At 71.4% G+C, this 26,020-nt stretch carries 22 protein-coding genes and 3 pseudogenes; 10 read left to right on the forward strand and 15 right to left on the reverse strand.

Annotated elements, in window-relative coordinates:
* The first annotated feature begins 7 nt into the window (after positions 1–7).
* From G3I60_RS02350 to G3I60_RS02370, 5 genes are all read left to right on the forward strand, one after another.
* Positions 8–517: a MarR family winged helix-turn-helix transcriptional regulator gene (locus G3I60_RS02350; protein WP_164292430.1), complete on the forward strand. Its 510-nt coding sequence runs from the start codon at positions 8–10 to the stop codon at positions 515–517.
* 63 nt (positions 518–580) lie between these two features.
* Positions 581–880 carry a hypothetical protein gene (locus tag G3I60_RS02355; protein WP_239069453.1) on the forward strand — a complete coding sequence of 100 codons (300 nt, stop codon included), beginning with the start codon at positions 581–583 and terminating at the stop codon, positions 878–880.
* Positions 881–1,323: 443 nt separating this feature from the next.
* Positions 1,324–1,983: a helix-turn-helix domain-containing protein gene (locus G3I60_RS02360; protein WP_164292429.1), complete on the forward strand. Its 660-nt coding sequence runs from the start codon at positions 1,324–1,326 to the stop codon at positions 1,981–1,983.
* A gap of 32 nt (positions 1,984–2,015) precedes the next feature.
* Entirely contained in the window at positions 2,016–2,489 is a 474-nt protein-coding gene (locus G3I60_RS02365) for a DUF3291 domain-containing protein (protein WP_138352306.1), read from the forward strand.
* Positions 2,490–2,805: 316 nt separating this feature from the next.
* The gene (locus G3I60_RS02370; protein ID WP_203671877.1) at positions 2,806–3,339 is read left to right on the forward strand and encodes a M55 family metallopeptidase; all 534 of its coding nucleotides are present in this window, start codon (positions 2,806–2,808) and stop codon (positions 3,337–3,339) included.
* Positions 3,340–3,432: 93 nt separating this feature from the next.
* On the opposite strand, the gene G3I60_RS02375 is transcribed toward G3I60_RS02370, so the two are convergent.
* Positions 3,433–3,999 carry a TetR/AcrR family transcriptional regulator gene (locus G3I60_RS02375; RefSeq protein ID WP_138352307.1) on the reverse strand — a complete coding sequence of 189 codons (567 nt, stop codon included), beginning with the start codon at positions 3,997–3,999 and terminating at the stop codon, positions 3,433–3,435.
* Between the two features lie 140 nt (positions 4,000–4,139).
* On the opposite strand from G3I60_RS02375, the gene G3I60_RS02380 reads away from it, so the two are divergent.
* Positions 4,140–5,075, forward strand: coding sequence for an SDR family oxidoreductase (locus G3I60_RS02380; RefSeq protein ID WP_164292428.1), 936 nt, complete (start codon positions 4,140–4,142; stop codon positions 5,073–5,075).
* 346 nt (positions 5,076–5,421) lie between these two features.
* Here G3I60_RS02380 and G3I60_RS02385 read toward each other — a convergent pair.
* A pseudogene (locus G3I60_RS02385) lies at positions 5,422–5,640 on the reverse strand (SidA/IucD/PvdA family monooxygenase); the annotation flags it as partial.
* Positions 5,641–5,771: 131 nt separating this feature from the next.
* Here G3I60_RS02385 and G3I60_RS47010 point away from each other — a divergent pair.
* Both G3I60_RS47010 and G3I60_RS46675 read left to right on the forward strand, forming a co-directional pair.
* Positions 5,772–6,218: pseudogene (locus G3I60_RS47010) on the forward strand (caspase family protein); the annotation flags it as partial.
* 98 nt (positions 6,219–6,316) lie between these two features.
* Positions 6,317–10,528: a tetratricopeptide repeat protein gene (locus G3I60_RS46675; protein ID WP_343240769.1), complete on the forward strand. Its 4,212-nt coding sequence runs from the start codon at positions 6,317–6,319 to the stop codon at positions 10,526–10,528.
* Between the two features lie 22 nt (positions 10,529–10,550).
* Here the strand turns inward: G3I60_RS46675 and G3I60_RS02400 are convergent, their stop codons facing one another.
* The 9 genes and pseudogenes from G3I60_RS02400 to G3I60_RS02440 all read right to left on the reverse strand — a co-directional run bounded on the left by G3I60_RS02400 (position 10,551) and on the right by G3I60_RS02440 (position 20,585).
* A complete protein-coding gene (locus tag G3I60_RS02400) occupies positions 10,551–13,070 on the reverse strand; it encodes an FtsX-like permease family protein (RefSeq protein ID WP_164606449.1) in 2,520 nt (839 codons plus the stop codon).
* 77 nt (positions 13,071–13,147) lie between these two features.
* Complete coding sequence (locus tag G3I60_RS02405) at positions 13,148–13,903, reverse strand: ABC transporter ATP-binding protein (RefSeq protein WP_164292857.1); 756 nt, start codon at positions 13,901–13,903, stop codon at positions 13,148–13,150.
* Between the two features lie 190 nt (positions 13,904–14,093).
* A complete protein-coding gene (locus G3I60_RS02410) occupies positions 14,094–15,356 on the reverse strand; it encodes a HAMP domain-containing sensor histidine kinase (RefSeq protein WP_343240768.1) in 1,263 nt (420 codons plus the stop codon).
* Between the two features lie 5 nt (positions 15,357–15,361).
* Positions 15,362–16,108 carry a two-component system response regulator CseB gene (gene cseB, locus G3I60_RS02415; protein ID WP_203672154.1) on the reverse strand — a complete coding sequence of 249 codons (747 nt, stop codon included), beginning with the start codon at positions 16,106–16,108 and terminating at the stop codon, positions 15,362–15,364.
* Positions 16,109–16,316: 208 nt separating this feature from the next.
* Positions 16,317–17,567: a neprosin family prolyl endopeptidase gene (locus tag G3I60_RS02420; RefSeq protein WP_164292425.1), complete on the reverse strand. Its 1,251-nt coding sequence runs from the start codon at positions 17,565–17,567 to the stop codon at positions 16,317–16,319.
* A complete protein-coding gene (locus tag G3I60_RS02425; RefSeq protein ID WP_164292424.1) occupies positions 17,564–17,863 on the reverse strand; it encodes a hypothetical protein in 300 nt (99 codons plus the stop codon). Before G3I60_RS02425 ends, G3I60_RS02420 begins: the two co-directional genes overlap by 4 nt.
* 1 nt (position 17,864) lies before the next feature.
* Positions 17,865–19,091: a neprosin family prolyl endopeptidase gene (locus G3I60_RS02430; RefSeq protein WP_138352312.1), complete on the reverse strand. Its 1,227-nt coding sequence runs from the start codon at positions 19,089–19,091 to the stop codon at positions 17,865–17,867.
* A 313-nt stretch (positions 19,092–19,404) separates the two neighbouring features.
* A pseudogene (locus G3I60_RS02435) lies at positions 19,405–19,632 on the reverse strand (hypothetical protein); the annotation flags it as partial.
* A gap of 35 nt (positions 19,633–19,667) precedes the next feature.
* Complete coding sequence (locus G3I60_RS02440; RefSeq protein WP_164292423.1) at positions 19,668–20,585, reverse strand: LysR family transcriptional regulator; 918 nt, start codon at positions 20,583–20,585, stop codon at positions 19,668–19,670.
* Between the two features lie 70 nt (positions 20,586–20,655).
* On the opposite strand from G3I60_RS02440, the gene G3I60_RS02445 reads away from it, so the two are divergent.
* Both G3I60_RS02445 and G3I60_RS02450 read left to right on the forward strand, forming a co-directional pair.
* Positions 20,656–21,570 carry a cyclase family protein gene (locus G3I60_RS02445; RefSeq protein WP_164292422.1) on the forward strand — a complete coding sequence of 305 codons (915 nt, stop codon included), beginning with the start codon at positions 20,656–20,658 and terminating at the stop codon, positions 21,568–21,570.
* A gap of 10 nt (positions 21,571–21,580) precedes the next feature.
* Positions 21,581–21,835: a hypothetical protein gene (locus tag G3I60_RS02450; RefSeq protein WP_239069509.1), complete on the forward strand. Its 255-nt coding sequence runs from the start codon at positions 21,581–21,583 to the stop codon at positions 21,833–21,835.
* 226 nt (positions 21,836–22,061) lie between these two features.
* Here G3I60_RS02450 and G3I60_RS02460 read toward each other — a convergent pair whose 3' ends face one another.
* From G3I60_RS02460 to G3I60_RS02475, 4 genes are all read right to left on the reverse strand, one after another.
* Positions 22,062–22,934 carry an RNA polymerase sigma-70 factor gene (locus G3I60_RS02460; protein ID WP_164292420.1) on the reverse strand — a complete coding sequence of 291 codons (873 nt, stop codon included), beginning with the start codon at positions 22,932–22,934 and terminating at the stop codon, positions 22,062–22,064.
* Complete coding sequence (locus G3I60_RS02465) at positions 22,931–23,509, reverse strand: carboxymuconolactone decarboxylase family protein (RefSeq protein ID WP_164292419.1); 579 nt, start codon at positions 23,507–23,509, stop codon at positions 22,931–22,933. The genes G3I60_RS02460 and G3I60_RS02465 overlap by 4 nt, the downstream gene beginning before the upstream one ends.
* 147 nt (positions 23,510–23,656) lie before the next feature.
* Positions 23,657–24,913 carry a glycosyltransferase gene (locus G3I60_RS02470; protein ID WP_164292418.1) on the reverse strand — a complete coding sequence of 419 codons (1,257 nt, stop codon included), beginning with the start codon at positions 24,911–24,913 and terminating at the stop codon, positions 23,657–23,659.
* 111 nt (positions 24,914–25,024) lie between these two features.
* A complete protein-coding gene (locus G3I60_RS02475) occupies positions 25,025–25,981 on the reverse strand; it encodes a hypothetical protein (RefSeq protein WP_164292417.1) in 957 nt (318 codons plus the stop codon).
* Positions 25,982–26,020 lie beyond the last annotated feature (39 nt).

Genomic DNA, 26,020 nt, shown 5'->3' on the forward strand with positions numbered 1-26,020 from the left:
TGAAGTCATGTCACCACCGCTCGACCACGTCGCCCGCATCCAGGCCGAGTGGGCCCGCGAACGCCCCGACATCGACGTGACCCCCCAGGCGGTGATCGGGCGACTGCACCGCCTCGCCGGGCTGCTCACCGAGGAGCTGTGCACCGTCTATCGGCGCTACGGGCTGAGCGAGGGGGAGTTCGACGTCCTCGCCGCATTGCGCCGCGCGGGAGGGCCGTGCGAGCGGGCCCCTGGCGAACTGGCCGCGCACACCATGGTGACCACGGGCGCGATGACCAAGCGGATCGACCGCCTCGAACGCGAAGGGCTGGTCACCCGCCGCCGCGCCGCGAGTGACGGCCGTGGGCGCGTGGTCGCCCTCACCCCCGCGGGGCGGGAGTTGATCGACGCCGCGTTCGCCGAGCACATGGGCAATGAGCGACGCCTCATGGACCGCCTCACCCCGCAGGAGGCGGCGCACCTTGAAGTGCTCCTCACCGCGTGGCTCTCCCGCGTCGAGCCGCCACTCAGCTCGTGAAGTCCCGAACGAGCTGCGGGCGGGGCCTGCTCAGGTGGGGCTCCGCCATCTAAGGTATTGATCATGCTCAAGTCAGGGGTGGGGCTGTTCGCGGTCGTGGTCGGGCTGCGCTTCCTGCCCTTGGCCGCGGTGTTCGAGCAGCCCGGGCTGAGGGTGCCGGCGGCCCTGGTCGCGGCCGGGGCGGCAGCTGTGGCGGTGTGGCTCGGGGACGGCCCGGACAAGACCGTGCGTTTGGCGGTGGGCCTGATCTCCGCACTGGCCCTGGGGGGCACGGCGCTCTGGACGGTGCGGGGTGGGACGGTCGCTGCCTCTGCCGATGTCCCCGAGTCGAAGGTGCCGGTCGGCGACACGTCTCAGGCCTGAACAGTTGCCTGCCGCACTGGACTTGGATCCCTGACGTCGGATCATCCGATGGGGGTCATTCGGCCGCCGTGAAAGCCCCGTCGGTGAGGAGAGGAACGGTGTCGCAGGCGTCCCGTTGCATCGTTCGCCGGAAGCGATCACGGCGACGGGACGGTCGAGCGTTCCGTAGCCGTGCTGAGCGAGCCAATGGCCTACCGCCGTTGCATTGCGCAGCACGTCGACGACCACCAGGCATGCCACGTCCGCCGCCAGCCGTTGCGCGCCGACGGTTCCCCAGCCGAACCGCGCTCCACTGCCTGTTTGCAGAAACCAACTGTCCATAGCTGACGACAATGCCACTCCGTGCAGGCGTCAAACGCCTGTGCGGCACCGCTGATCAGACCCTACCGGGATCGACGCGGAGCCCCACTAGTGACAGCAGTCATTGGTTATAGAATCGCCTCGTGAACAGTGAGGATGAAGTGTTCGAGGCGGTGGGTGCCCTGGCGGACCCGGTCCGCCGTGGTCTGTATCGGTACGTGGCGGCGACGCCGGGTGCCGTCGGCCGTGATGCGGCGGCCGCGGCGGTCGGGATCTCTCGGTCGCTCGCCGCGTTCCACCTGGACAAGCTTGTCGAGGCGGGCCTGCTGGCCGTCACCTATCAGCGGCTGTCGGGGCGCAGCGGGCCGGGGGCGGGGCGTCCGGCGAAGTTGTACCTGCGGGCGCCGGGCGAGCGGGCGGTGTCACTGCCGCCCCGCTCCTACGATGCCGTCGGCCGGCTGCTCGCGAAGGTCGTCGACAGCGCCGGACTTGACCGGGAACTGCAGTCCGCGGCCCGGGCGGCCGGCGCCGCCGAGGGCGCGGAACTGGGCAGCGATGCCGATCCGGTCGCGGCGCTGCGGTCGCGTGGCTATGAGCCGTACGGGGACGGGGCGACGGTCCGGCTGAACAACTGCCCGTTCCACTCGCTGGCCGACGAGTTCCCGGCGCTCGTCTGCGGGATGAACCTGGCCTTCATCGAGGGCCTGCTTCCCGGATGCGCCGGTGGCGGGGACTGGACGGCAGCCATGGACCCACCGCCGAAGGGGTGTTGTGTCACTCTTTCTAAAACTAATGATGCTTGACGATAGAAGCCTGGTCCGGTCATGCTGACACCATGACCAACTTCCACCTGGCCCAGGTCAACATCGGACGCATCCTCGGCCCGCTCGACGGTCCCGTACTGGCCGACTTCGTCGCGCAGTTGCCCGAGATCAACGCCCTGGCCGACCAGGCCGCCGGATTCGTCTGGCGCATGGTCGACGACGACGGCGAGGACTCGACGAGCCTGCGGCCCGACGGGGAGGACGACCTGCTCCTGATCAACTGCTCGGTCTGGGAATCGGTCCAGGCGCTGAGGGACTTCACCTACCGCAGTGAACACCTGAAGGTGCTCAGCCGCCGGCGGGAGTGGTTCGAGAGGATGTCGGAGCACCATCAGGCGCTGTGGTGGGTGCCTGTCGGCCATCGCCCGACGACCGCCGAGGCCATGGAACGCATCGCCCTGCTGCGGGAACGCGGCGACGGGCCTCTCGCGTTCACGTTCCGCAACCCCCAACCCGCACCGGCCTCCGCGGTCCTGCCCGCTTAGGTGGAGGACGACAACTGACCGTGTGCCGAGGTCAGGCCGTTGCGACGAGGACAGCGGCGAGCACCAGCAAAGCCGGCCCCGCGAGCATGCAGTCGACGGCAGCCCGGATGAGACGGAACTTCCGAGTGGCGAGGGCGGCCATGAATCTCAAGTGCCCCAGTCGGCCTGAAGAGAGGCGACCGTCGCGGCGATCCGCTCCTGCCCCGTGTCGTGCTGCGGGTTCGGTGCGGTGGATGTCATCGAAGTGTCCTCTCCTTATCAGCAGACTTCCCCGTGCCGGGATTGTCCGGCAAGCCGACGGAGAGTCCGGGCGGCCTTGCGGTCTAGGACGATCGGCCCACCAGTTTCCCCTGCGCTCGGCTACAGCAACGAGCGCTGCGGTGCGAAGGAGCCCCGCCGTGGGTTCGCGTACGGGCTGCTGCAGTTGGAGAGCGGCATCAACGGCCTGGTCGCACTCGGGCACGGGGTGCCGGTGGTACTGATCACGGGTGACCTGACCACGGCCGAGGAGATCGAGCCGTTCTGCCCCGGCATTCGCGCCGCTGTGGTCAAGACCTCGGTGTCGCGCTTCGCCGCCGACGGCATGCACCCGGCGCAGGCTCGAGAGGTGATCCGGGACGCCGCCCATGAGGCGGTCCAGGACCTGGCGCACGCCGCACCACCCACGATCGGAATCCCCGCCACCCTCACCGTCCGGTTCCGCAACGCCGACCTGGCCGAGATGGCGACGTGGATCAACGGTGCGGTGCGCGAGGACGCGTTGACCGTGTGTCTCACCGACGCCGACCCGATCCGTCTGTACCGCGGCTTCGTCGCCGTGGTCATGCTCACCCGGGCCATCGCCGAGTGACGGCAGCGCCCGAATCCGGCAGGTGGAGTTCGGAGTCCGGCAACGGCTTCGATCCACGCGTCCTGGACCCTCCCGCACCGGCCGGGCCTGCGGTCACTCGCCCGAGGTCACGGCTTTGAGTTCGTCGAGCGACTCCCGTAGGTACTCCGCCAGGGTGCGTTGCCCGGTGTCGGCCACCCAGCGCTCGAAGCCGACCTTGAACACGGCGATGCCCGCCTCCGCGGTGAGGCTCGCGGCCGGGTCCTTGACGCCGCGCCGGCGCAGGGTGGCGGCGAGCGCGGCGGACAGCGAGGCGAGCTTGATCAGCTCGCGCTCGCGCAGCTCCGCGTTGGCCATGATGACGGCCTGGCGCTGCTGGGCGAACTCATGGCGCTCCAGGAAGAAGGCGGCGACGGTCTCCAGCGTCGAAGCCATCGCGTCGATCGGTGCGGCCGCGGCCGGGGTGTCGGCCAGGGTGTCCACGAAGGCCTGTTCCAGGGCGTGCGCACCCCCGAACAGCACCTCGCGCTTGTCGGCGTAGTGCCGGAAGAAGGTCCGCTCGGTGAGCCCGGCGCGTTCGGCGATCTGCGCGGCGGTTGTCTGCTCGAACCCGTGCTCGCTGTAGAGGTCCAGCGCCGCCTGTTCCAGTCGTCCGCGCGCGTTCGGTTCCCATCGGCCCATATCCGAGATCTTACGTGATGACAGTGACTGACATCGGGTGCTACGGTTGATGTCAGTCACTGACATCGGCTCGATCGCCGCACATTCCGTGTCCCGGTACCGCGCGGCGAGGACGGTCGACCTATCCGGAGGTTCTCCTCATGCGTGTGTTCATCACCGGCGCGTCCGGCTGGATCGGTTCAGCCGTGGTTCCGGAGCTCATCGGCGCCGGCCATCAGGTCGTCGGGCTCGCCCGCTCGGACGCCTCGGCCGCCGCCCTCACCGCGGCCGGCGCCGAGGTGCGGCGCGGCACGATCGACGATCTCGACACCCTGCGCAGCGCGGCCGCCGAATCCGACGGCGTGATCCACCTCGCCTTCAAGCACGACATCGCGTTCAGCGGCGGCTTCGAGGACGCCGCCGACGCGGACCGGCGTGCCATCGACACCTTCGGCGAGGCGCTCGCCGGCTCCGACCGCCCGTTCCTCATCGCCTCCGGGACCCTCGGGCTGGCGCCGGGGCAGGTCGCCACCGAGCAGGACGGCCAGGCGTCCGCCCCGGTCGGCGACCACTGGACCGGCGGCCTGGCCAAGCGGGTGGCCAACGCACACGCGACGGCCGCTCTCGCGGAGCGCGGCATCCGCTCGTCGGTCGTACGGCTTCCGCCGACCGTGCACGGCGACGGGGATCACGGCTTCCTCGCCGCCGTGGTCGCCATCGCCCGCGAGAAGGGCGTCTCCGGCTACATCGGCGACGGCGCCAACCGCTGGCCCGCCGTGCACCGATCCGACGCCGCCCACCTCTTCCGCCTCGCGCTGGAGAGTGCTCCGGCCGGCTCCACACTGCACGCGGTCGCGGACGAGGGCGTGCCGATCCGTTCCGTCGCCGAGGTCATCGGACGGCACCTCGCCCTGCCCGTGGCCTCGGTCCACCGCGACGACGCGGCCGGACACTTCACCTGGCTGGCCGCTTTCCTCGGCATGGACAGTCCCACCTCCAGTGCGCATACCCGCGAATTGCTGGGATGGCAGCCGACGCAGCCGGGCCTCATAGACGACCTCGACAAGGGGCACTACTTCGCCACCCCCTCCTCCTGACCGTCCGCTCCAGGAGGCGTCGCCTGGCCGGCGGAAGAGATGCCAGTGGCAGGTCGGGTCATGGTCGTTGTGAACGATGAGCGATTCTCCCGGCTTGCCGCCGAACATCTCCCACCGACCTCGCTAACGGTGGACCGAGCTGCTGCGCCCCTGCATACGTCTGCGCCGGGCCGCCCGTGGTGAGCAGGCGGTGACGCGGTGGTCGCGGCCGACGCGGACCGCGTCCCCGTCGTCGCGCAGGCAGATCTTCGCCGACTCGTCGAGCAGAGTGCCGATGTCCTGGGAGCGGTAGCCGGTGGCGTGGACGAGGATGTCCGATGCGAGGATCTGATGTTCCCCGGTGGGTGCGCATCGTGACCAGGTCCTTCAGGAAGGACACCTGCATGGTCGCATCGTCGATGAGCATGCCCCGATGCCATCCGAAGCGTGGCTGCCGTTCCAGGAAAAGGGCATTCAGCCTCTGGTCCTCGGGGAGTTGTGCGTTGTGTTCCTCAACGGCTATGGCGAGAGCCAGATGTGACGGGCCGAAGCCGATCCCGAGGACATCGTGGATGATGTCGGGCATACTGCGCGGTGCGTCACCGATGCATCGTCTCCCTCAACGACGCTCATATTAAATAAGGTAGGGCTTGCCTTGCAATAACGGCGTCGGAGGGAACCACCATGCGGGTCGTCATGTCTGAATGAGGGGGAACCATGGCCTTGTACGCACTGCTGGTCGGCATCGACGCGTACGAGGCTCCGGTCCAACGGCTGAACGGCGCCCGCAACGACATTGCGGCAGCGCAGGCCTTCCTGGCCGGGAGCGTGCCGCCCGACGCGTACTTCCCGCTGTGCCTTCTGGATGAGGACGCGACCCGGGCCGCGGTGGTCGACGGCTTCCGGGACCATCTGGGGCGGGCCGGAGCCGGGGACAGCGCGGTGTTCTGGTTCTGCGGCCACGGGTCGCAGGCCCCGCCGCCGGACGAAGCCGCCCACCTCGTACGGCTGGAGCCGGGCCGCATGCTCCAGACGGTGCTGTGCGTGGACAGCCGGCACGACGGGACCGCGGACCTCTACGACAAGGAACTCGCCACGCTGATCGCGGAGGTGGCGGCGCGCGGGGTGCACCTGGTGGCGGTGATGGACTGCTGCCACTCGGACAGCTCTACCCGGGCGGGCGGTGACGCGGCGGCGGGACCGGGGGACGGTTTACTGACGGCCCGCTGGCAGCCCGCCCCGGACCACACCACCATCGGCCAGTGCCCTGCTGGCGCAGTGGACGCCGTCCGACGGGATCGGGCGCGACCACGTGGAACTGGCGGGCGCGGCCGGCTCCGCTGCGGACCACCGGTACCGGCACCTGGGACCACCGTTTCCGGGCGTACGGCTACCCGGCCGAGCACCGCCGCCAGGGTGTGCCGGTGCGCGGCGAGATCATCGGGCACGCCGGCGACGAGTGGCTCCAGGTGGAAGCCGGCCCGCACGCGGGCTGGGGGCTCGAGCAGGGCTTCTCCGGCTCGCCCGTCTGGGACGTCAACATCGAGGGCGTGGTCGGAATGCTGGTCGCCCGCGACAAGGTGGTCGCGGTGGACCGGCGGACCGCGTACGCCGTCCGGGTCGAGACGGTGGCCCGGTACTGGCCCGGCCTCGCCCCGTTCATCAGGGACACCACGACCACCGAGCTGCGCGACCGGCTGGAGAGCCTGCTGTGGCTGCCGCTGACCGGGGACGGCGCGATCCCCCGGGTGGACGAGGTGGACCCGCACGACATCGGGGTCTCCCGCTCCAAGTACAGCGACCTGCGGGAGGGCGCGCCCTATGTGTCCCGCCGCCCCCAGGACGACCAACTGGACGCGTACCTCGCCGAGGAGCGCTTCGTGGTGCTGGCCGGCCGGTCCAAGGCAGGCAAGTCCCGCACTCTGTACGAGGCGTTGCTCCGGACGATGCCCGGCGCCCGGCTGATCGTGCCGCGCCCGGACGGTCCGGACCGGCGGGTGCTGGACGATCTGAGCCGACTGCTGCCGCTGCCCACCGGCTCCGACCCGGTGGTGGTCTGGCTGGACGACCTGCACCGCTTCCTGCGGCCCGGGGGCCTGGACCTGCAGATCCTCGAACGGTTCACCGCCCAGCCGGGGATCACGGTGGTGGCGACCATCCCGGCCAAGCACCGGGCCGCCCTCACCGGCATGGAGAACGATGTCGGCCGCACCACCCGAACCGTCCTGGCCAAGGCGCGGACCGTGGAACTGCCGTCGCTGCTGAGTACGGAGGACACGGAGCGGGCCCGGGAGCTGTACCCCCGGGAGGACTTCGACGTCCGCGGCATCGGTGAACTCATGGTCGCCGCACCCGGGCTGGAGCAGCGCTTCAACGACGGCGCGGACAGCGATCCGGCAGGCTGGGCACTGGCGCGGGCGGCCACCGACTGGCTGCGGATGGGCCTGGCCGAGGGCGTCCCGGAGGAGGCACTGCGGGAACTGTTCGACGCCTACCTCTACGCCTACCACCCCGAACTCGACGCCGACGACGCCGGGTACCGGACCGCACTGGCCTGGGCCCGGCAGCCGGTGGCCGGCAGCATCGCACTGGTCCAGCAGGTGCCGGGGCCGGACGGCGCCCCGGGCTACGCCGCGACCCCGTACATGGCGGAGTACCTGGACACCCGCGACGACGACCCGTCGGCCGCCGTGCCGCGGTTCGCCTGGCAGTACCTCACCGACAGCCGGCCGCCCGGCGAGCTGCTGGCGACCGCGTACACCGCGCTGATCCGTGACGAGACCGAGATCGCCGAGCAGACGCTGCTGCGGATCGTCGCGACGGCGTCCGACGACCGGGACAACCCGGCCTGGGCGGCGCTGATGCTGGGCGAGATGTATCTGTACCTGGCCCGGTTCGGTCCCGCGGTGGAGCAGTTGGACAGCGCGGTGGCCTCCGATGTGGAGAGCGTGGTGCCGCTGGCGCAGGTCGTGCTGGCCGGGGCGCTGATGGTGACCGGCGACCGGACCAGGGCCCGGGAGCTGCTGGAGGCCGCGGTGGGATCGCGCGATCCGCAGGTCTCCCAGATGGCACAGGTGGGGCTGGCCGGAGTGCTGGTCAAACAGGGGGAGAGCGACCGGGCGGAGCGGCTGCTGGAGGCGGTGCTCGCCGCCGGGGACACCGAGGTGACGCCGTTGGCGCAGGCCCAGTTGGTCAAGGCTCTCACGCTCAGCGACGGCGAACCGGCGGGCGTACGGGCCGGCCGCAGGCCGGGCGCGGTGCACGGCAAGTCCGGGGCCGGCGCCGCCCCGGCCATCGTCCGGGGCGGTCCGGCGGAGCCGGCCGAGCAGCCGTGGACCCTGTCCCGGGCGGTCGGTGAGTCGATCGCCGGCCAGATCACCGCGATGGCCCGCGCCAACCTCGGCGGCCTGCTGGTGAACCAGGGCAAGCTGGACCGTGCCGAGGAACTGCTCCGTTCGGTGCTGGACAGCGGGCAGTTCCACGCGGTGCCGTTGGCCCAGGCCTGCCTGGGTGAACTCCTGATCGTGCGGGGGCGGTACGAGGAGGCCGAGACGCTGCTGCGGGCGCTGGTCCGCTCCGGGCACCCGCTGCTGACCCCGCTCGCCAAGGTCTTCCTGGCGATCACGCTGCTGCACCAGGAGCGCATCGACGAGGCGATGGAACTGCTGCTGGAGGTGGCCGGCTCCGACAACCCCGACCAGGCGCCGCGGGCGGCCTGTGCGCTCGGGGAGTGCTACTCCGCGCAGGGCGACGGGCCCGCGGCCGTCGAGTGGCTGGAGCGGGCGATCGCCACCGGACACCCGGACTGGTCGGTGGCCGGTCTCGTCGACCTCGCCGACGTCGTCATCGGCCTGGCACGGCGCGGTGCCGAGGACGGCGCCCCGGAGGGTGACAGTGCCGGGGACGAGCCGGGCGGTACGGAGCGGGCGGTGACTCTCCTGACCACCGCGATCGCCGCCGGCCACCCGGACCTGTCGCCGGGCGCCGCCGACATGCTCGGCGACTTCCTGTCCCAGGAGGGCCGGTACGAGGAGGCTGAGGCCGCGTACCGGACCGCCATCGGCTCCGGGCACCAACACTGGTCACCCATCGCCCGGATCGACCTCGGCCTGATGCTCAGGGCACCGGGCAACGAGCCGGACCGGGTGGTGGAGGAGCTGACCGGTGCGATCGCCGCCGGCCACCCGGACCTGTCGCCGGGCGCCGCCGACCTGCTCGGCGACTTCCTGTCCCAGGAGGGCCGGTACGAGGAGGCGGAGGCCGCGTACCGGACCGCCATCGACTCGGGTCACGAGCAGTGGTCGCAGATCGCCCGGATGGACCTCGCCCTGATGCTTGCCGACCAGGGCGACCTGGGACGCGCCGAGAGCCTGCTGCGGGTGGTCGCGGACTCCGACGACCCCACCGTCGCGACCTGGGCGGTCACCGTGCTCGGCATGGTCCTGATCCAGAACGACCAGCGGCCCGAGGGACTGGGCCACCTGAGGGCGGCGAGCGACGCGAACGCCGCCCCGGCCTCGCAGATGGCCCGGTTCCAGCTGGCGAAGTGCCTCGTCGAGGACGGCGACGCCGAGACCGCCGAGGAACTGCTGCGGTCCGTGGTGGACGACGAGCCCACCGACGTCACCGAAGTGGCCCGCGCCTACCTCGCGGTCCAGCTGCTGCGCGGTGGCGACGAGGAGGCGGCCGAGGAGCTGCTGGCCGGGGTGGAGAACTCCGGTGACCAGGAGGCCATCGCGCTCGCCTACCTCGGGACCGGCGAGTACCTGCTGGACACCGGCGAGGTGCAGGCGGCCGGTGAACTGCTGGCCGCCGCGATGGAGATCGCCGATGAGGAGACCGCCCCCCGGGCCGCCGTACTGCTCGGCGTCGTACGCCGCTCGATCAACGACCTGGAGGAGGCCCGGCAGCTGCTGTCCGACGCCCTCGCCTCCGGCGAGCCGTCGGTGGAGCCGATGGCCCGCCGCTACCTCGGCAGCACGTTGTTCCGGCTGCTGCAGTACGCCGAGGCGGAGCGGACATTGCTGCCGCTGGCCACGTCGGACGACACCGAGCACCGGCCGCAGGCGCTGCTGCTGCTCGGCCAGGTGCTGACGGCCGCCGGCCGGCCGGCGGACGCGTACCCGTGGTTCGAGCAGGCCATCGAGTGCGGCGACCCCGACACGGAGGCCGTGGCCCGCTACGACTACGCCGAGCTGCTGCTGAGCGCGGGGCACCGCGACCGGGCCGAGGAGGTCTACACCCCGCAGGTGGCCGAGGACCAGGAGGCGCCGGCCGACCCCGCCGACCTCGCCGCGCCGGCCGAGGCCCCGCGGCTCGCGCCGGCGGCACCCGGCGAGCCCGTTGCCCAGGCACCGCACCCGCTGCCGGCCGCGGTGCTCGCGCTCCTCGGTGATGTGGCGGACGCGGAGGGCGCACCGGAGGAGGCCCGCTTCTGGTACCGGCTGGCGGGGCGGCCGCTACCGGAACGCTGAGCCGGGGCCGGTGGGCGCGAGTTCACTGTGCCGACGTCGCGGCGGCGATGTCGACGCTCGCGGCCCTGCGGGCCGGCCACAGCGAGGCGAGCAGCGCGCCGGCCAGGGCGATGAGCACGCCGAGCGCGAGGCGTCCCCAGGGGAGGACCAACGCGTAGCCCACGACGCTCTCCTGGAGGGTGCGCCCGAGCGCCCAGCCCAGGAAGATCCCCATGACCGTGCCGAGGGTCGCGCCGAGTCCGCCGAGGAGCAGGGCCTCCAGGCGGATCATCCGGGTCACTCCGGCGCGGTCCAGGCCGAGGGCGCGCAGCGTGCCGATCTCCTTGCGGCGTTCGAGGACGGACATCGCGAGGGTGTTGGCGATACCCAGCGCGGCGATGGCCAGGGCCATGCTGAGCAGGGCGTAGAAGACGTTGAGTTGGTCGCCGATGGGTCCGCTGTCCTGAGCTCGGATGTCTGCCTGGTCGAGGACGGCCAGGGCCGGGTTGTCGCCGAGGGCGTGGGTGAGGGTGCCGAGTGCGGCCCGGCCGGGTCCGTCATCCGTGGCGACGAGGATCGCTGCGGTGTTCGGGCTGGAGTCGTAGCGGGCGACGAGGGAGTCGGGTGCGGTGATGCTGGGCAGCAGGTTGCTCTGCTCGTCCGCCTGGTAGACAGCGCCGATGGTGACGCTGCCGCGCTGGTCGTCCTGACGCTGCAGGGGGAGGGTCTGACCGACGTGCCAGCCCGCCCGCTCGGCCTTGAAGTCGGCCACTGCGATCTGGCCCTTGGCGAGGCAGTCGAGAGACCCCTCGATCACGTCGTACCGCAGCAGCCGGCCGATGGTGGCGGGGTCGACGCCGGTCAGTACGGAGGGGGCGCCGCCCAGACGGTATTGGGTGGACTGGTTGAGCGGGCTGAAGGCCGTGCCGGGCAGCTTCCTGAGGAGCGCCGCGGTGGCAGGGGTCATCCGCATGCCGCCGTCGGCGGGCTTCACCTGGTAGTCGGCGATGAAGTCGTGGGCGGTCGCACGGTCGAGGTACCGGGTGGCGGAGGCGCCGAGGACGGACAGGCCCGACGCGAGGGTGAGGGCGATGGCGAGCGCGGCGGCGGTGGCGCCGGTGCGGCGCGGGTCGCGCACGGTGTTGCGGGCGGCGAGGTCGCCGTGCACCGGCTGGAGGCGCGTCAACAACGGTTGAACCAGGGCCACGAACGGCCGGGACAGCAGCGGGATCAGGCCAATCGTCCCTGTCAGGGCGAGTGCCCCGCCGAGTCCGATGACGGTCCGGGCGTCCTTCCCCGTAGTGAGGGCTCCGTACACCACGGCGGCGGTGCCGGTGAGCGCCAGCGCGGCGCTGAGGCCGGTGCGCAGGGAGCCGGCGCGCGCGGGCGCCGTGGGCTCGGCCGCGCTGAGCGCGGCGACGGGCGGGATGGTCATGGCCCGGCGGATCGGAAGCCATCCGGCGACCATGGGCAGCAGGGTGCCGACCAGCAGGGCGACGGTTACGGTGCCCGGGGTGAGGACCAGTGGACCGGCCGGGGTGTCGGCGGGGGTGAAGAGCGTCCGGAGCAGGGCGGCGACCCCGGTGCCGGCGGCGAGGCCGGCTGCGGAGGCGATCGCGCCGACGAGGAGGGACTCGGTGAGCAGGATGCGGCGCACCTGTCGGCGTGAGGCGCCGACGGCCCGCATCAGGGCCAGCTCCCTGGTGCGCCGGGCGATCAGCATGGTGAAGGTGTTGGAGATGAGGAAGGTGGCGACGAACACGGCGACCGCGGCGAATCCCAGCAGGATCTGGCTCATGGTGCTGCTCGTGCTCGTGGCGAGGTTCGTCTTGATCCGGGCGAGCTGGACCCCGGTGACCGCGCTGGTGCCCTGGGGCAGCACCGATTCCACACGGCGCAGGAGCTCCTGCGGCTGCGTGCCGGGTGCGGCCGTGAGCTCGACGCTCCGGTAGTGGCCGGGCTGGAGGAAGAGCCGCTGGGCGGTGGCGTTGGTGAACAGCACCAGGCTGCTTCCGGTGGTGAGCCGCATCCCGTCGGTGCGGAAGACCCCGCTGAGGGTGTAGGAGGCGGCACCCTTGTCCGTGCCCACGCGCACGGTGTCACCGACGCGGTAGCCGCCCCGCGCGGCGCTGGTCTCGTCGAGGGCGATCGTGTCGTTGCCGGCCGGGCCGGAACCCTGGGTGAAGCGGTAAGCGGGGTCCGTACCGCCCGGTCCCGGGGCGAAGTTGGCGCCCTGGTGGGACTCGCCGTGACCGAGCGGTCGGCCGTCGCGGCCGTCGACCCGGCCCGCCGCGACGGCGACGCCGGGGATGTTGGCCAGGGTGGTCACGGCCTGGGCGTCGATGGAGCCCGGCCCGGGGCCGCCGCCGGGGGAGCCGTTGAGATCGACCTCGACGGCGATGCGCTCGTAGCCGTCGGTGGCCTGGGCGGTGGCGGCGCGGTTCAGGGTGTCGCCGAAGACGAGGCTGCCGGTGATGAAGGTGACGCCGAGCATGACCGCGAACGCGGTCATCAGCAGGCGGGCCTTGTGCGCGGACACGTTGCGCAGGGCGGTACGGAACATGGGTGCGGATCCTGAGTCAGGGTGCGGGCTCGGCGATGCGAGCGGATGGCTGGTTCGGGTGCCGGCGGGCGCGCGGGTCAGCTCGTGCGTACGCGGGTGTCGAAGGCCTTCATCCGTTCCAGGACCCGGTCCGGTGTGGGCTGAGCCATCTCGTCGACCAGGCGGCCGTCGGAGAGGAAGACCACCCGGTCGGCGTAGCCGGCGGCGACGGGGTCGTGGGTGACCATGACCACGGTCCGGCCGAGCTCGCGTACCGAGTCGCGCAGGAATCCGAGCACCTCGGCCCCGGCACGGGAGTCGAGGTTGCCGGTGGGCTCGTCGCCGAAGATGATCCCGGGGCGGGAGACCAGGGCCCGGGCCACCGCGACGCGCTGCTGCTGCCCGCCGGACAGCTGTCCGGGCCGGTGGTCGAGGCGCTGGGAGAGGCCGACCATGGAAATCACACGGTCCAGCCACTGCCGGTCGGGCCGGCGACCGGCGATGGTCAGCGGCAGCGTGATGTTCTCCAGCGCGGTCAGCGTCGGCAGCAGGTTGAACGCCTGGAAGATGAAGCCGATCCGGTCGCGGCGCAGCTGGGTGAGCTGCCGGTCGTTCAGCGTGCTCAGTTCGGTGGTTCCGATGCGCGCGGAGCCTGAGGTGAACGAATCGAGCCCGGCGGCGCAGTGCATTAGTGTGGACTTGCCACAGCCGGAGGGACCCATGATCGCGGTGAACTCGCCCTCCCGGAACGCGATGCTGACATCGTCCAGGGCGACGACACGGGTGTCGCCGCTGCCGTAGACCTTGGACAGGCCGGTGACGGCGGCCGCGGCCCCGGTCGTCCGGTGCGAGATGCGAGCGTCAAGGGGTGCGGCGGTCACGGGGAACTCCTCTTCGGTGCCGAAAGGTGCACTTCGAAGGGTGTCCGGGGTACGTATCGGGACCTGGACCGCCGTGTATCGGCGCCCGCTCGGCTGCGTATCGGTTCTGCGTATCAGTTCTGCGGGGCCGGGCGGTCAGGCCGGCGCCGTAGGGCCGGGCGGGTCAGGCCGGCAGGCGCAGGGTGGCGACGGCGCCGCCGTCCGGGGCGCTGTCCAGCAGCAGTTCCGCGCCGAGGAGCCGGGCCTGGCCCAGGGCGATGGTCAGGCCCAGACCGTGGCCCGAGCCTCGCTCCGTCGCGCCCGTCTGGAAGCGGCGCGGGCCGTCGCGCAGCAGGTCCGGGGGGAATCCGGGGCCGTGGTCGCGCACGACGACCGTACGGCCCTCGACGGTGACCTGCACCGGGGTGGCCCCGTGCCGGTGGGCGTTGATGACGAGGTTGCTGACGATCCGTTCGAGGCGGCGCGGGTCGGTCTCCACGGTGTGTCCGGTCTGCCCGGACTGCGGGTCGGCGACGGTGACCGCGGTGTCCAGGCCGGTGCGCGCCACGGCCTCGGCGACGACCGCGCCGAGCGGGACATGGGCGTGGACCGGCTGTTCGGCGCCGGCGTCCAGCCGGGAGATCTCCAGCAGGTCCTCGACCAGGCCGCGCAGGTCGCGCACCCGGGCCCGGAGCAGATCCTCCGTCTCGCCGGGCGGCAGCAGGTCGGCGGTGGCCAGCAGACCGCCGACGGGGGTGCGCAGCTCGTGGGCCACGTCGGCGGTGAACTGCCGCTCGGTGCGCAGTCGTTGGCTGAGGGTGTCCGCCATGAGGTCGACGGTGGCGGCGATGTCGGCGACCTCGTCGCGGCCCTTGATATGGCCGGTGCGGGCATCCAGGTCACCTGCGGAGATCCGGCCCGCGGTCTCGGAGACCCGCCCCAGCCGGCGGCCGATCAGCCCGGCTCCGTAGACCGCCAGGGGCGTGGCCGCCGCGAGCGCGATCAGCGAGGCAACCACCATGACCACGTCGAGCCGGAACAGTTCGTGGCGCTCCGTGCTCATGTTGACCTGCAGGGCCAGCACCGGGCTGCCCGGGCCGTCGACCCGCTGGGCGGCCCAAACGCTGGGTCCCACATTGCCGTGGACGCTCCCGTCGTAGGCCGTGTGCCGGTCACCGTCGGCCGGGTTCCGTAGCGTGTAGGGCAGTTCGGCCGGATCGAGCTCGGCACCGTCGGTGAGAGTTCCGGTACGCCGGTAGGTGTCCACGGCCGAGTACACACCGTTGGAGGCCCGCATTTCGGCTCTGCCCAGAATGTCCTGCGCGGTCCATGCGTGCACCAGCAGGCCTACCGCGGCCGCGACCAGGCAGGCCGTGGCCGCGGCCAGTGCGGTGATCTTCCAGCGCAGGGGCACGCGGGCCGGACGCAGGCGGTGGAATGGGTGCACCGGCCTCAACGCCTGAGCTTGTAGCCGAAGCCGCGGACCGTCTCGATCCTGTCCCGGCCCAGCTTCCTGCGCAGCCGCTGCACGCACAGGTCCACGACCCGGCTGTCGCCGTCCCAGCCGTACTCCCACACGTTCCGGAGCAGGGTGTGCCGCTCCAGCACGATGCCCGGGTGGGCGGCGAACTCCAGCAGCAGCTTCAGTTCGGTCGGAGTCAGCGCCACCGGGCTGCCGGCGACGAACACCTCCAGGCCGCCGGTGTCGATGGTCAGGTCCCCTAGGACCAGCAGTTCCCCCTCGGAGAGGAGCGGCTCGTCGCCCGCGGCCTGCCCGGGTGCCGGTGCGGGCGGGTAGGTCGCCCGGCGCAGCAGCGAACGGATGCGTGCCACGAGCACGCCGGTCTCCACGGGTTTGACCACGTAGTCGTCCGCCCCGGCCTCCAGACCGGCGACGACGTCGAGCCCGTCGCCGCGGGCGGACATCATCAGAACCGGCACCAGGCTGGTCTCCCGGACCTTGCGGCACAGGCCGATGCCGTCCAGGCCGGGCAGCATCACATCCAGGATCAGCAGGTCGAAGCTGTCGTCGCGGAAGAGCTCCAGCCCCGTCAGCCCGTCGGCCGCGGCCTTCATCCGGTAGCCGTAGCGATCGAGGGCGACGGTGAAGGACCGGCGCATCAGGTCGTCGTCCTCCACCAGCAGCACGCGCGCAGGCCGCGGAGCGGCCGGGGCCGGGGTGGCGGGGGACACGGGCAGCTGGCTCCTGTTCGGACGATCGGGTGGCAGAGGTCCCGGGTGGGCTGACGCGGCCGGCGACCTGGAAGGAACGATATGCCAGGCCCTCCGTGCCTCCTCTTCGCCACGGCCCGGCGCATCGATTCGATGGACAACGAAGCGCTCGCTGATACCGGCCCGATACAAACCCGCCACGTCGGCGCGTCGCTTGACGACCGACGCCGTGACGTCAGCAGTTCCCGCCCGGGCCGCCGAAGAACAGGTAGGTGCCCCAGTCGTACGACACCGAGTTGTTGGTGATCTGGAGTGAGTAGCACGTTCCGGTGACCGAGCCCGCTTGCGCAAGGTTCGGGTACACCGCGCCGCCGCCCACCGGGAAGACCGTCGCTGTCCGTTGGTACGCGGCTTGGCCGAAGCCCGCCGTGGCGTGTTGGCCGGAGCCCATCGGGGGCCATGTGCTGACCGCGGACCCGACCTCACCACCGAATCGGGCCCGGGTGGCCTTGGTGGTCAGCGGTCCGTTGTTGAACCAGGACACCGGGAAGCAGCCGATCGGATGGTCGTCGAAGTAGAACCACCACGCGTTGTCGGTGAGGAAGAAGCCCATCCGGTGCTCGACCTGGGATCCGCCGCTCTGGGAAACGAACAACGGGCTTCCCGGATTCACGTACGGGTTGGCAACGGGACGGAACACACCGTCGTCCAGGTTGTAGACGCGATCGCCGTCCTCGTAGTTGTCCCGGTTCGCGAAGACGAAGAGGTGCGGTCTGGCGTCGTGATACCGCGCGATGTCGACATGCCATCCGCATTCGACGGTTTGCAGGAGGGTGCCGTCGTGCCCTGCGAGGTACCACTGCTGGCTGAAGGTCGACTGAAAGGAGGGCGCGGCGAACGGGCTCCACACATTGACCCTGCTCGACCCGCCCAGACAGTCGATGTCCAGTTCCCCGGTCGCGTATCTCTTGTTCGGAAGCAGGGCCACCGGTGACTCGGCGGCGGGCGCTGCGAGGCCGAACGGCTTCTCCTTCGCCGAGAAGGCCGCCAGATTCGGGAAGCGGCACAGCCCCGACAAGGTGGTGCGGTACAGGGGCGTGGTGTCGGCAGGAGAGGTCCGGGCAGGCGCCGGGTTCTGCGGCCCTGGGCGCACGGTCTCCTGCGACCTGGGGTCCGGCGGGGTCGGCTCGTCGGGTTCGGGAACCTGCGGCGGGCCGTCGGCCGGGGCGACGGCGAGACCGCCCCAGCGCCGCGCGGCAGGATGCGTGTCCGCGACGATGTGGTCGATGACCTGTCCGTCGGTCTCGACGGAGCTCTCGACGGCTTTCACACCCCGGTACAGCTCCAGCACATACGCCTGCATCTCCTCGAAGGCGGCCGAGCTTTCCACTTCGGACCCGGGCAGTCGGCGGAAGTCTTCGTACCGGGTCGAAGCCACGGATTCGAGGAACCGGTCGAACGGTTGCGGGGAGATGTGAGCGGTCACGGGAAGACCCCCTTGGACGGAGGAAAGCGGTGGCCCGGCTGGTAAGTGGCCGGATCGTCGGGGTTGCGGATCGGTGGCTCGTCGGTGATGACACGTTTGCCCGCCAGTGGGTGGTCACCGCGGCTGCGCCGCCGGGGGAGATAGCCGTCCGGGCAGAGTTTCGGCTCCTGGGCGTCGGCGGGCACGGGTGCTTCCGGGGGTTCCGCGAGGTCACCCGCATCGTCGATCCGGACGCATTCGACATCGGGATCGACCTCGGAGGGAATGATGTCGGGACGGTTGTCCTCGGTTGGCATGTCAGGCAACTCCGCCCGGTCCGCCCCAGTAGAAATACGATCCCCAGGTGGACGCTCCGCTGAAGTCCGCCGCGATCTGGTAGGCGTTCGGATTGGTCACCGAGGGGTACCCCTGCATCGCGGCCATCGTGCCCACCGCATCGGTCTGATAGGCCAGATTGCGCATGTAGGCCGCGTGTTGCCACCCCTCGAAGGGGAAGTGGCCGCTGCCCATCCATGTGGCCGTGGGTTCCGGGTGGTTGGCCACGTCGTCGACTATCTCACCACCCCAGTCCACCGTCGCCGCCTGGTCGCGCAGCCCGCCGGAGTTGAACAGGCCGTTGGGGTAGTAGCCCATCCATTCGTTGCCCACCCGGACCCACCAGTTGCCCAGCGAGAGAGTGACCTTCAAGGAGAGCTCGTACTGATCCCCGCCCAGGATGCTCTCGGCGAGCCGCATGCCCGGATAGGCCACCGACGACCGCTGCACCCAGCCGGTCACATCGGTGTTGTAGCCGCCGAGATCATTGCCGCCCTGGGTGTAGCCGTTGGTCGTGAAGAAGATGAACAGATGCGGGTTCCAGTCGTTGTAGAGGTCGAAGTAGGTCTGCGCGCCCACCTCGACGGTCTGCAGTCCGGCTCCGCCGCCGCGCACCACCCACAGCTGCCCCAGGGAGAACTCGTTCGACCACTGGACGTAGGGCCGCCACGTGTTGATGATCCCCTCGGTGCCGAAGTTCACCACCGACTGACTGGCATGGGCGTACTTGTGCACCGCGTCGGAGGCGCTGGGCGTGGCCGGGCCCGGATCGTCGGGCGGCGTGGATCGTTTGGCCCGGATCCCCTTCGCGAGGTAGTCCTGAAGGGTGCCGGCGGGGGAGACCCGGTCCAGGGGCTTGCGCAGGACCGGGACCGTTCCGGGCGGGCCCGGCTCGTTGCCGGGTGCTGCGAGCTCGAAAGGCGGGGACTGCGAAGGACGGTCGGCGTCGCGCACCAGCTCTGTGTGCTCCAGCGCGGGTGGCTCGGCCAGGGCGCCGGCTGCCTGGGATTCCGCGGGAATCCAGTCGAGCTCCTGACCGGAGGCCGTCGTCGTACGGGCGATGACGTCGCGGCGCGCGTACAGGTCCTTGAAGTGCTGCCGGATCTCATCGAGCCGCTCGGCTGCTTCGCGGTCCAGATCCCGGCCGGATCTCGGCTGCTGCGGCGATTCCGGCGCCTCGGGGTTCCGCTGGACTCTTCCTGTTTCCATCGTGCTCACCTTCCACCCGCGCTCGCGGGTCAGGTCAGGCAATCGACGACCGCGGCAACGATGACTCCGGCCGCGTCGGCCCCTGTACGAGCCCGGCTCCGAGCGCCCATGCGTCGACGGACTGCTGCGTCGTGATCACCTGTGCGGTGGCGCACGGTAGGGCACTCACCAGCGCATCACGCCGCTCCGGGGCGCGCCAACAGATAGGGCCATTCGGGTGGTCCTGGCGTGGATCAGGGTTGTTTCCGACGCTGCGTTGCCCGGTCAGGCGCGGGTCGCTGCGATCGGGTCCACGAGGCGTGAGTCCTGGACCTCAACGCCGCGCGTGGCGGGTCTTCAACCGTCCGAAGCCCATGGTCCCCGAGATCCGGATCCTCGGCCCATTGAGGCGGGAGTGCTGCGGGGCTTTGTAGCGCGCATCCTTCCACCCGGTGTGCAGATCCTCGACGTCGACGATCGCGTCGCGAGGCACCGTGATCTGGGCTCTGCCGGTGCCGAGTCGCAGCTCGATGCCGACCGCCGGATGCTCGAGGACCGCCCGTGGCCGGCGTCGGCCAACCCGGCGGACCTGTGCGGTCACGGCACCCGCACCGGGATCAACCCGGCCTGGTCGGCCGACTCCCGCAAGGCCTGGACGACGGCGGAGGCGACGGGATCGGGTCCCGAGCGGCGGAACAGCGCGGTGATCCTGCGGTGGCCGACGACCGGAACGGCCGGCACCGCGACCGGCGCCGGCGGTGTCGAGCCGAGCGCCAAAGTGGGCACGACGGCCGCTCCCGCACCTGCTGCCACCATGGCCAGAACGGTGGGGAACTCTCGGCACGTGTGGTCGCGGCGGGCGGTGAAGCCGTTGTCGGCGCAGATCCGCAGCAGCGCCCGGCCGCAGGCGGTGTCGTCAGGGCTGGCGACCCAGGGGCGGCCGGCCAGGTCCCGGATCGAGGCCGGCCGCGGCCAGCCGACGGGCGTGACCACGCGGTACTCGTCGTCGGCCACCGGGGAGGAGGCCAGATCGTGCCCGTCGGAGGACGCGACACCGTCGCCGTCGTGCTCGGTGACGACCATGTCGCAACCGCCGGTGCGCAGTTCGCGGAGGGCCGCCGGGCCCTCCAGCTCGACCACCCGTGGCTCCAGCTCGGGATACGCCTCCACGATCGCGCGCAGCGCCGGCGCCACCAGGTGGCAGATCGCCGTGGAGAACGCGGCGATCGTGACAGGCCCGGCCACCCGGCCGCTGAGTTCCGTCAGCTCGCGTCGCGCCTCGGCCAGCTCCTGTTCGATGCGTTCCGCGCGGGCGGCGAGCAGGTGTCCTGCGGGAGTGAGCCCGACTCTGCGGCGGGAGCGGTCCACCAGCGGCAGCCCCACCTCCCGCTCCAGCTGGGCGAGCTGCTGGGAGACGGCGGACGGGGACAGATGCAGGAGCTGGGCCGCGTCCATGACGCCCCCGCGCAGAGCGACCGCGCGCAGGACGCGAAGCCGCCGGGGGTCGAGTTCCATAAGCAGAACTGTAGTGGCACTTCAGAAAATCGTGATTGAAATAAAGCAGGGCTTCACTGATCATCGGAGCATGGAAACCAGTGAGGAATGGCGTGTGCAGTTCGACGCCGATGTCGTCTTCGCCAACGGCGGAGGCCTGCAGACCCAGGGGTTCCGGCTGGACGTGCCGGGTCCGGACCTCAGCGACCAGGAGGTCGGGGAGCTGCTCGTGCGCCACCTCGGCCTGCTCATGGTCGGCGAGGTGCGGATCAGCGAGCGGCAGCTGCTGCGCGAACCCCACAAGGGATCGCGCGGCACCGAGGGGAGCGCTCGTTCCGGGGGACGGACCGTGGACCTGAGCCATCCGATCCGTCAGGGCATGGTGACCCTTCCGGGGGTGCCAGGACCCGAGATCGGCGAGCACCTGTCCCGGGAGGCCTCTCGCGGCACCTATGCGCCGGGTACCGAGTTCTCCATCGGACACATCGCGATGGTGGCCAACACGGGTACGTACGTCGACGCCCCCTTCCACCGCTTTGCTGACGGGGACGACCTCGCCGCGCTGCCGCTGGAGCGGCTGACCGACCTGGACGGCGTGGTGATCCGCGTGACGGGCACCGAGGGGCCCGCGGTCGACCGGGCGCTCCTGCTGCCGCACGAGGTGACCGGAAAGGCCGTGCTGATCCACACCGGCTGGGACCGGCACTGGGGCACCGAGCAGTACGGCGTCGGTCACCCCTTCCTGACCGCCGAGGCGGCGGCCTGGCTCGCCGACCAGCGGCCGGCCCTCGTGGGGATCGACTCACTCAACATCGACAGCACGACGGACGGGACCCGGCCCGCCCACACCCTGCTGCTCGCGGCGGGCATCCCCGTGGTCGAGCACCTGCGGGGGCTGGAGCAGCTGCCGCCCCACGGTTTCCGCTTCACCGCCGCACCGCCGGCGGTCGAGGGCCTGGGCACCTTCCCCGTACGGGCCTTCGCGCTCGTGGACCAGGACCGGTAGTTCGGTGGAGATGTTCCTGGCGGCCATCGGCTGGGCGGGAGCGGCCTTCCTGCTGGCGGCCTACGCCCTGGTCTCGGCCGAACGGATCCGTGCCGGCGGCGTCGCCTTCCAGCTGCTCAACCTGTTCGGCGCCGCCGCCCTGACCGCCAACTCCGCGTACCACCGGGCGTGGCCCTCAGCGGTCCTCAACCTGATCTGGATCGTCATCGGCACGGCCGCGATCACGACACACGCCCGCGCTCACGCCCACGCCCAATTGCGGTAGGGGGCAGCCCGGTTGCCGGGGACACCGGTGGCGTCCTCAACTCATCAGCTCCGGCGCGAAGTAGTCACGCAGGCGGGCGATCTTCCCGTCCCGGATGCGGAAGATCCGCACGAGCGAGACCGGCTCGGGGAAACTGATTTCCGCCAACGATCGGACGGTCGTGCGGATGCCGCGTGGCGTTCCGGGCGGTCGGCCGGAACGCCACAGCGACAGAGCGGAAGCCGGCTTACCTGGAGAGTTCGGCCGGTTCGTCCAGCCGCGTCAGCTTCCGTGGGTTTCTCACCAGGTAGACCCGTGTGACCTGCCCGTTCTCCACCACGACGCTCAGCGTCGCCGCCAACTCGCCGTCGATCTCGATCCGGACCGCGGGCGCGCCGTTGAGCCATACGGCCGTTGTCCCGAGCGAGGCCACGTCCACCCGGTTCGCGCGCGCGAGCACCTGCGCCACCAGGTCGACCCCGTGGACCGGAGCCAGAGCGGCGGCCGCGAACCCGCCACCATCGGCGATGAGGACCACGTCCGGTGCCATGACCTCCACCAGCTCCTGCAACTTCCCGGTTCGCAACGCTGCCAGGAACCGTTCCACCACGGCCTGCTGTTCCGACCGGCTCACCTGCACCCGCGGCTGCCGGGCCGCCACATGCTCGCGGGCCCGCCGCGCGATCTGCCGCACCGTGGCCGCGGTCTTCCCCACGGCTTCGGCGATCTCGCCGTACGGGATGTCGAAGACCTCGCGGAGCACGAACACCGCCCGCTCCGTCGGTCCGAGCGTTTCCAGCACCGTCAGCATCGCGATCGACACGCTCTCCGCGAGTTCGATGTCCTCGGCGACATCGGGGCTGGTCAGGAGCGGTTCCGGTAGCCACTCACCGACGTACTCCTCGCGGCTGCGCGACAACGACCGCAGGCGGTTGAGCGCTTGACGTGTGACGACCCGTACGAGGTAGGCCCGCGGGTCACGCACCTGCGAGCGGTCGACGTCGGCCCACCGCAGCCAGGACTCCTGCACCACGTCCTCCGCGTCGGCCGCCGACCCGAGCATCTCGTAGGCGACCGTGAACAGCAGGCTGCGATGGGCGACGAACGGGTCCTCGGTCATGCCGTCGACGCTGCCCGGGACTTCTCAGGACGCTTGGCCAGCGGAATCCCGCAGGCATCGGAGAAGCCCTGCGAGGTGATCCCGTGCGCCGAGTTGTTCCTGGTCGCCATGTTGGCGAAGCCGATGGACGCGGTGAGCTCGACCATCGCCGCCGGGCCGAGCCGGTCGAGCAGGCTTGCGTACTGTTCATCGGTGACGGTCGGGGGCGTGCTGGTCATGGCTTCGGCGTACTCGAGCACGTCCCTCTCCAGCGGTGTGAACACCTCCGACTCCCGCCAGCGCGGCACCTGGCTCGCCTTGGCCAGGTCCAGGTTCTTGTTCAGCGCCTGGAAGTAGTTGATGTCGAGGCACCAGCTGCACCCGACCTGAGCCGCGACCGCCATGTGCGCGAACGTCTTGAGACCCTCGTCGGCCATGTCCCACTCGCTCACCTTGCCCCCGATCTCCGCGGAGTCCTGGGCGACCTTGGGGTTGTGCGCCGTCACCTCGAAGGGTTCGGGCACGGCACCGAACTGCTTGATCATGTTTTCGCTGAGCTCGGTGGGGAGCTCAGCCTTCGGAGCGCGTAGCGCCATGGTGTCCTCCTTGGACGTCTGCCTGTTCGGCATGAAGACACCGCCGGGCGCGCGGATGTGACATCCGCCGACGCGATCGCGCAGGGATCGCCCCTGCGCCCGGTCGACGCGCCCGGTCGACGGAGGCCGTCTCGAGAGCCGGCGTCGTCAGCCGCCGGAGAGCCGGCCGACCGCGGCCACGACGGCACCCGCTCCGTCCTCGCCGGCGATCCGGGTGGCGAGGGCTTGGGCGCGGCCGCGGAAGGCGGGAGTGTCGGTTGCCTGTCGCAAGGCGGCGGTCAGTCGGTCGGCGGACAGGTCGCGCAGGGGGACGGGCCCGGGGCTGACGCCCAGGCGGGTGAGGCGGGCGGCCCAGAAGGGAGCGTCCATCTGGGCCGGTACCGGGACCGCGGGTACGCCCGCACGCAGCCCCGCCGCGGTGGTGCCGGCGCCGGCGTGGTGGACGACGGCCGCCATGCGCGGGAACAGCCAGTGGTGAGGGACCTCGTCCACGGTCAGGACGTCGTCACCGGTCACCTTCAGTCCCGTCCAGCCGGGCTGGACGACGGCCCGCAGTCCTGCGCTCCGCAGGGCGGTGGTGACGATGTTGCCGAGGCGCGCGGCGTCCGCGACGACCAGGGAGCCGAACCCTACGTAGACCGGCGGTGGCCCGGCCCGCAGGAAGTCGGCCAGCTGCGGCGAAGGGTGCCAGTCCGGTGCCGGGGAAGGCCACCAGTAGCCGGCTACTCGCATCCCCGGCGGCCAGTCGGCGGGCCGCGGGACGACGCTGGGGGAGAAGCCGTGCAGGACGGGCCAGAGCTGCCGTACGTCGTGCCGTCGTTGGGCCAGGGCGCTGCGGGCAGGGAGCCCGAGCTGTCGGCGGAGCGTGCGGACGGTTGGCGCGAAGAGGTGGTCGGTGGCGGACTGGACCGTCCGGCCCACGAGCCGGTTGACGTGCTCTCCGCCCTGGACGCGGTTCCCTGCGAGCAGGGGCGCGAAGGCACCGGTGGGGGCGAGTGGCTGGAGGAAGACGCCCATGCTGGGCAGTCCGAGTGCTTCGGCGACGACCCGGCCCAGGGGCGCGGTGGTGGCCGACAGGAGAAGCAGGTCCGTGCCGTGCGAGGCGGCGGCGAGAATGCCCTGTCCCAGAGCGGGCATGAGGGCCCGCCCCATGCGCAGCAGTTCGATGACGGCACGAGCGCCGGTGCCGGCATGCAGCAGCCGCTGCCCGGCGGCGGACGACAGCTCGGCGCGTGGGTCGGCGGGCAGGGCGTGGAAGCCGAGCCCCGCCTCCCGGACGGAGGCCGCGAACCCCGTGTGCGTGGCCACCGACACCTCATGACCCGCCCTGCGCAGCCGTGCGCCGAGGCCGGTGTACGGGGCCACGTCGCCTCGGGACCCGGCGGTGACGATCAGGATGCGCATGCTGTGCAGTATCGCGGGACCGGCCGCGCACCACCCTGGGAAACGCGGGCGTCCCGCCGGACCGGCACCGTTGAGGTGAATCCGCCCCAGTGGGGCGCACGTCCGAGGCCTCTACCGGTTCCAGTGCTGGGCCACTTCGGCCAGCGCACCGGCGACTTCTGCGCGGGCAGCTGCGGAGTCGCGCACACCGCGGCTGTTCTCGATGTGCAGGAAGGGGACGCCGCGGTCGGCGGCGGACGCGCTCTGTATGTTGGTCGTGCCTTCGAGCCGGCCGCACGACTGTTCCCAGACGCGGCACACACGCTGTCCTGCCGCTGCGATCAGGTCGGCGGCGCGCCGCACGTCGGAATTCGCGGCCGCAACTCCCGGCGAGACGACGACATCGTGGCCGGGTGAGCTCTCGTCGGCGAACCCGTGCACCTGGACGGCGGGGAAGCCGCGCGCGACGAGCATGTCGCACACGGCGTTGAAGGTGGTGTCCCGGCGGTGCGCGACGTCCGCGGCGTTGCCCTGGCCGACGTCACGCGGCGCGCCGGCGAGTACCAGGACTCCACCCGGCACCCTGCTGAACAGGTCCGCTCCGATCAGCTCGCTGCGCAGGTCGGAGCGCGGGTGGGGCACCTGCACGCTCCACCGGGCCGGGCGGCTGAGATCCACGTAGACCCGCCCCCAGCCTCGTGCCGTGGACCGTTCCTCGGACACCTCGGCGACCTGGCGGTTCGATCCCGTCAGCCGCAGGACGCGCACGGTGAAGCCGACACCCGACAGTTCCTTGCGCGCCGCGCTCGTCCTGCCGTTCAGGACGAGTTCCACCCCCCGGCTCAGGTGTGCGCGCTCGGCGGCGTCGGGGGTGCGATAGCCGTCGGTCCCGGAGAATCCGGCGACGAAGGAGCCGATCCGGTCGATCAGATCGACCGGCGGCGGGCTTCCGGTGACGCCGGGCGACGGTGTTCCGTGCGAACGGGGCAGCACGGCGACGGCGAGGGCGACGGCGGTCGTCGCCAGCAGCGCCAGGCCGGACAGCAGGGCCGTGCGGCGCGGTTCGGCAGTTCGGTTCCAGGGAGGCATGTGGTCCCATCCTTGGCGGCGGGTGCGCGCCGCCACATC

It is taken from the genome of Streptomyces sp. SID13666, from assembly GCF_010548325.1.
In the GTDB taxonomy this organism is placed as follows: Bacteria; Actinomycetota; Actinomycetes; order Streptomycetales; family Streptomycetaceae; genus Actinacidiphila; species Actinacidiphila fildesensis.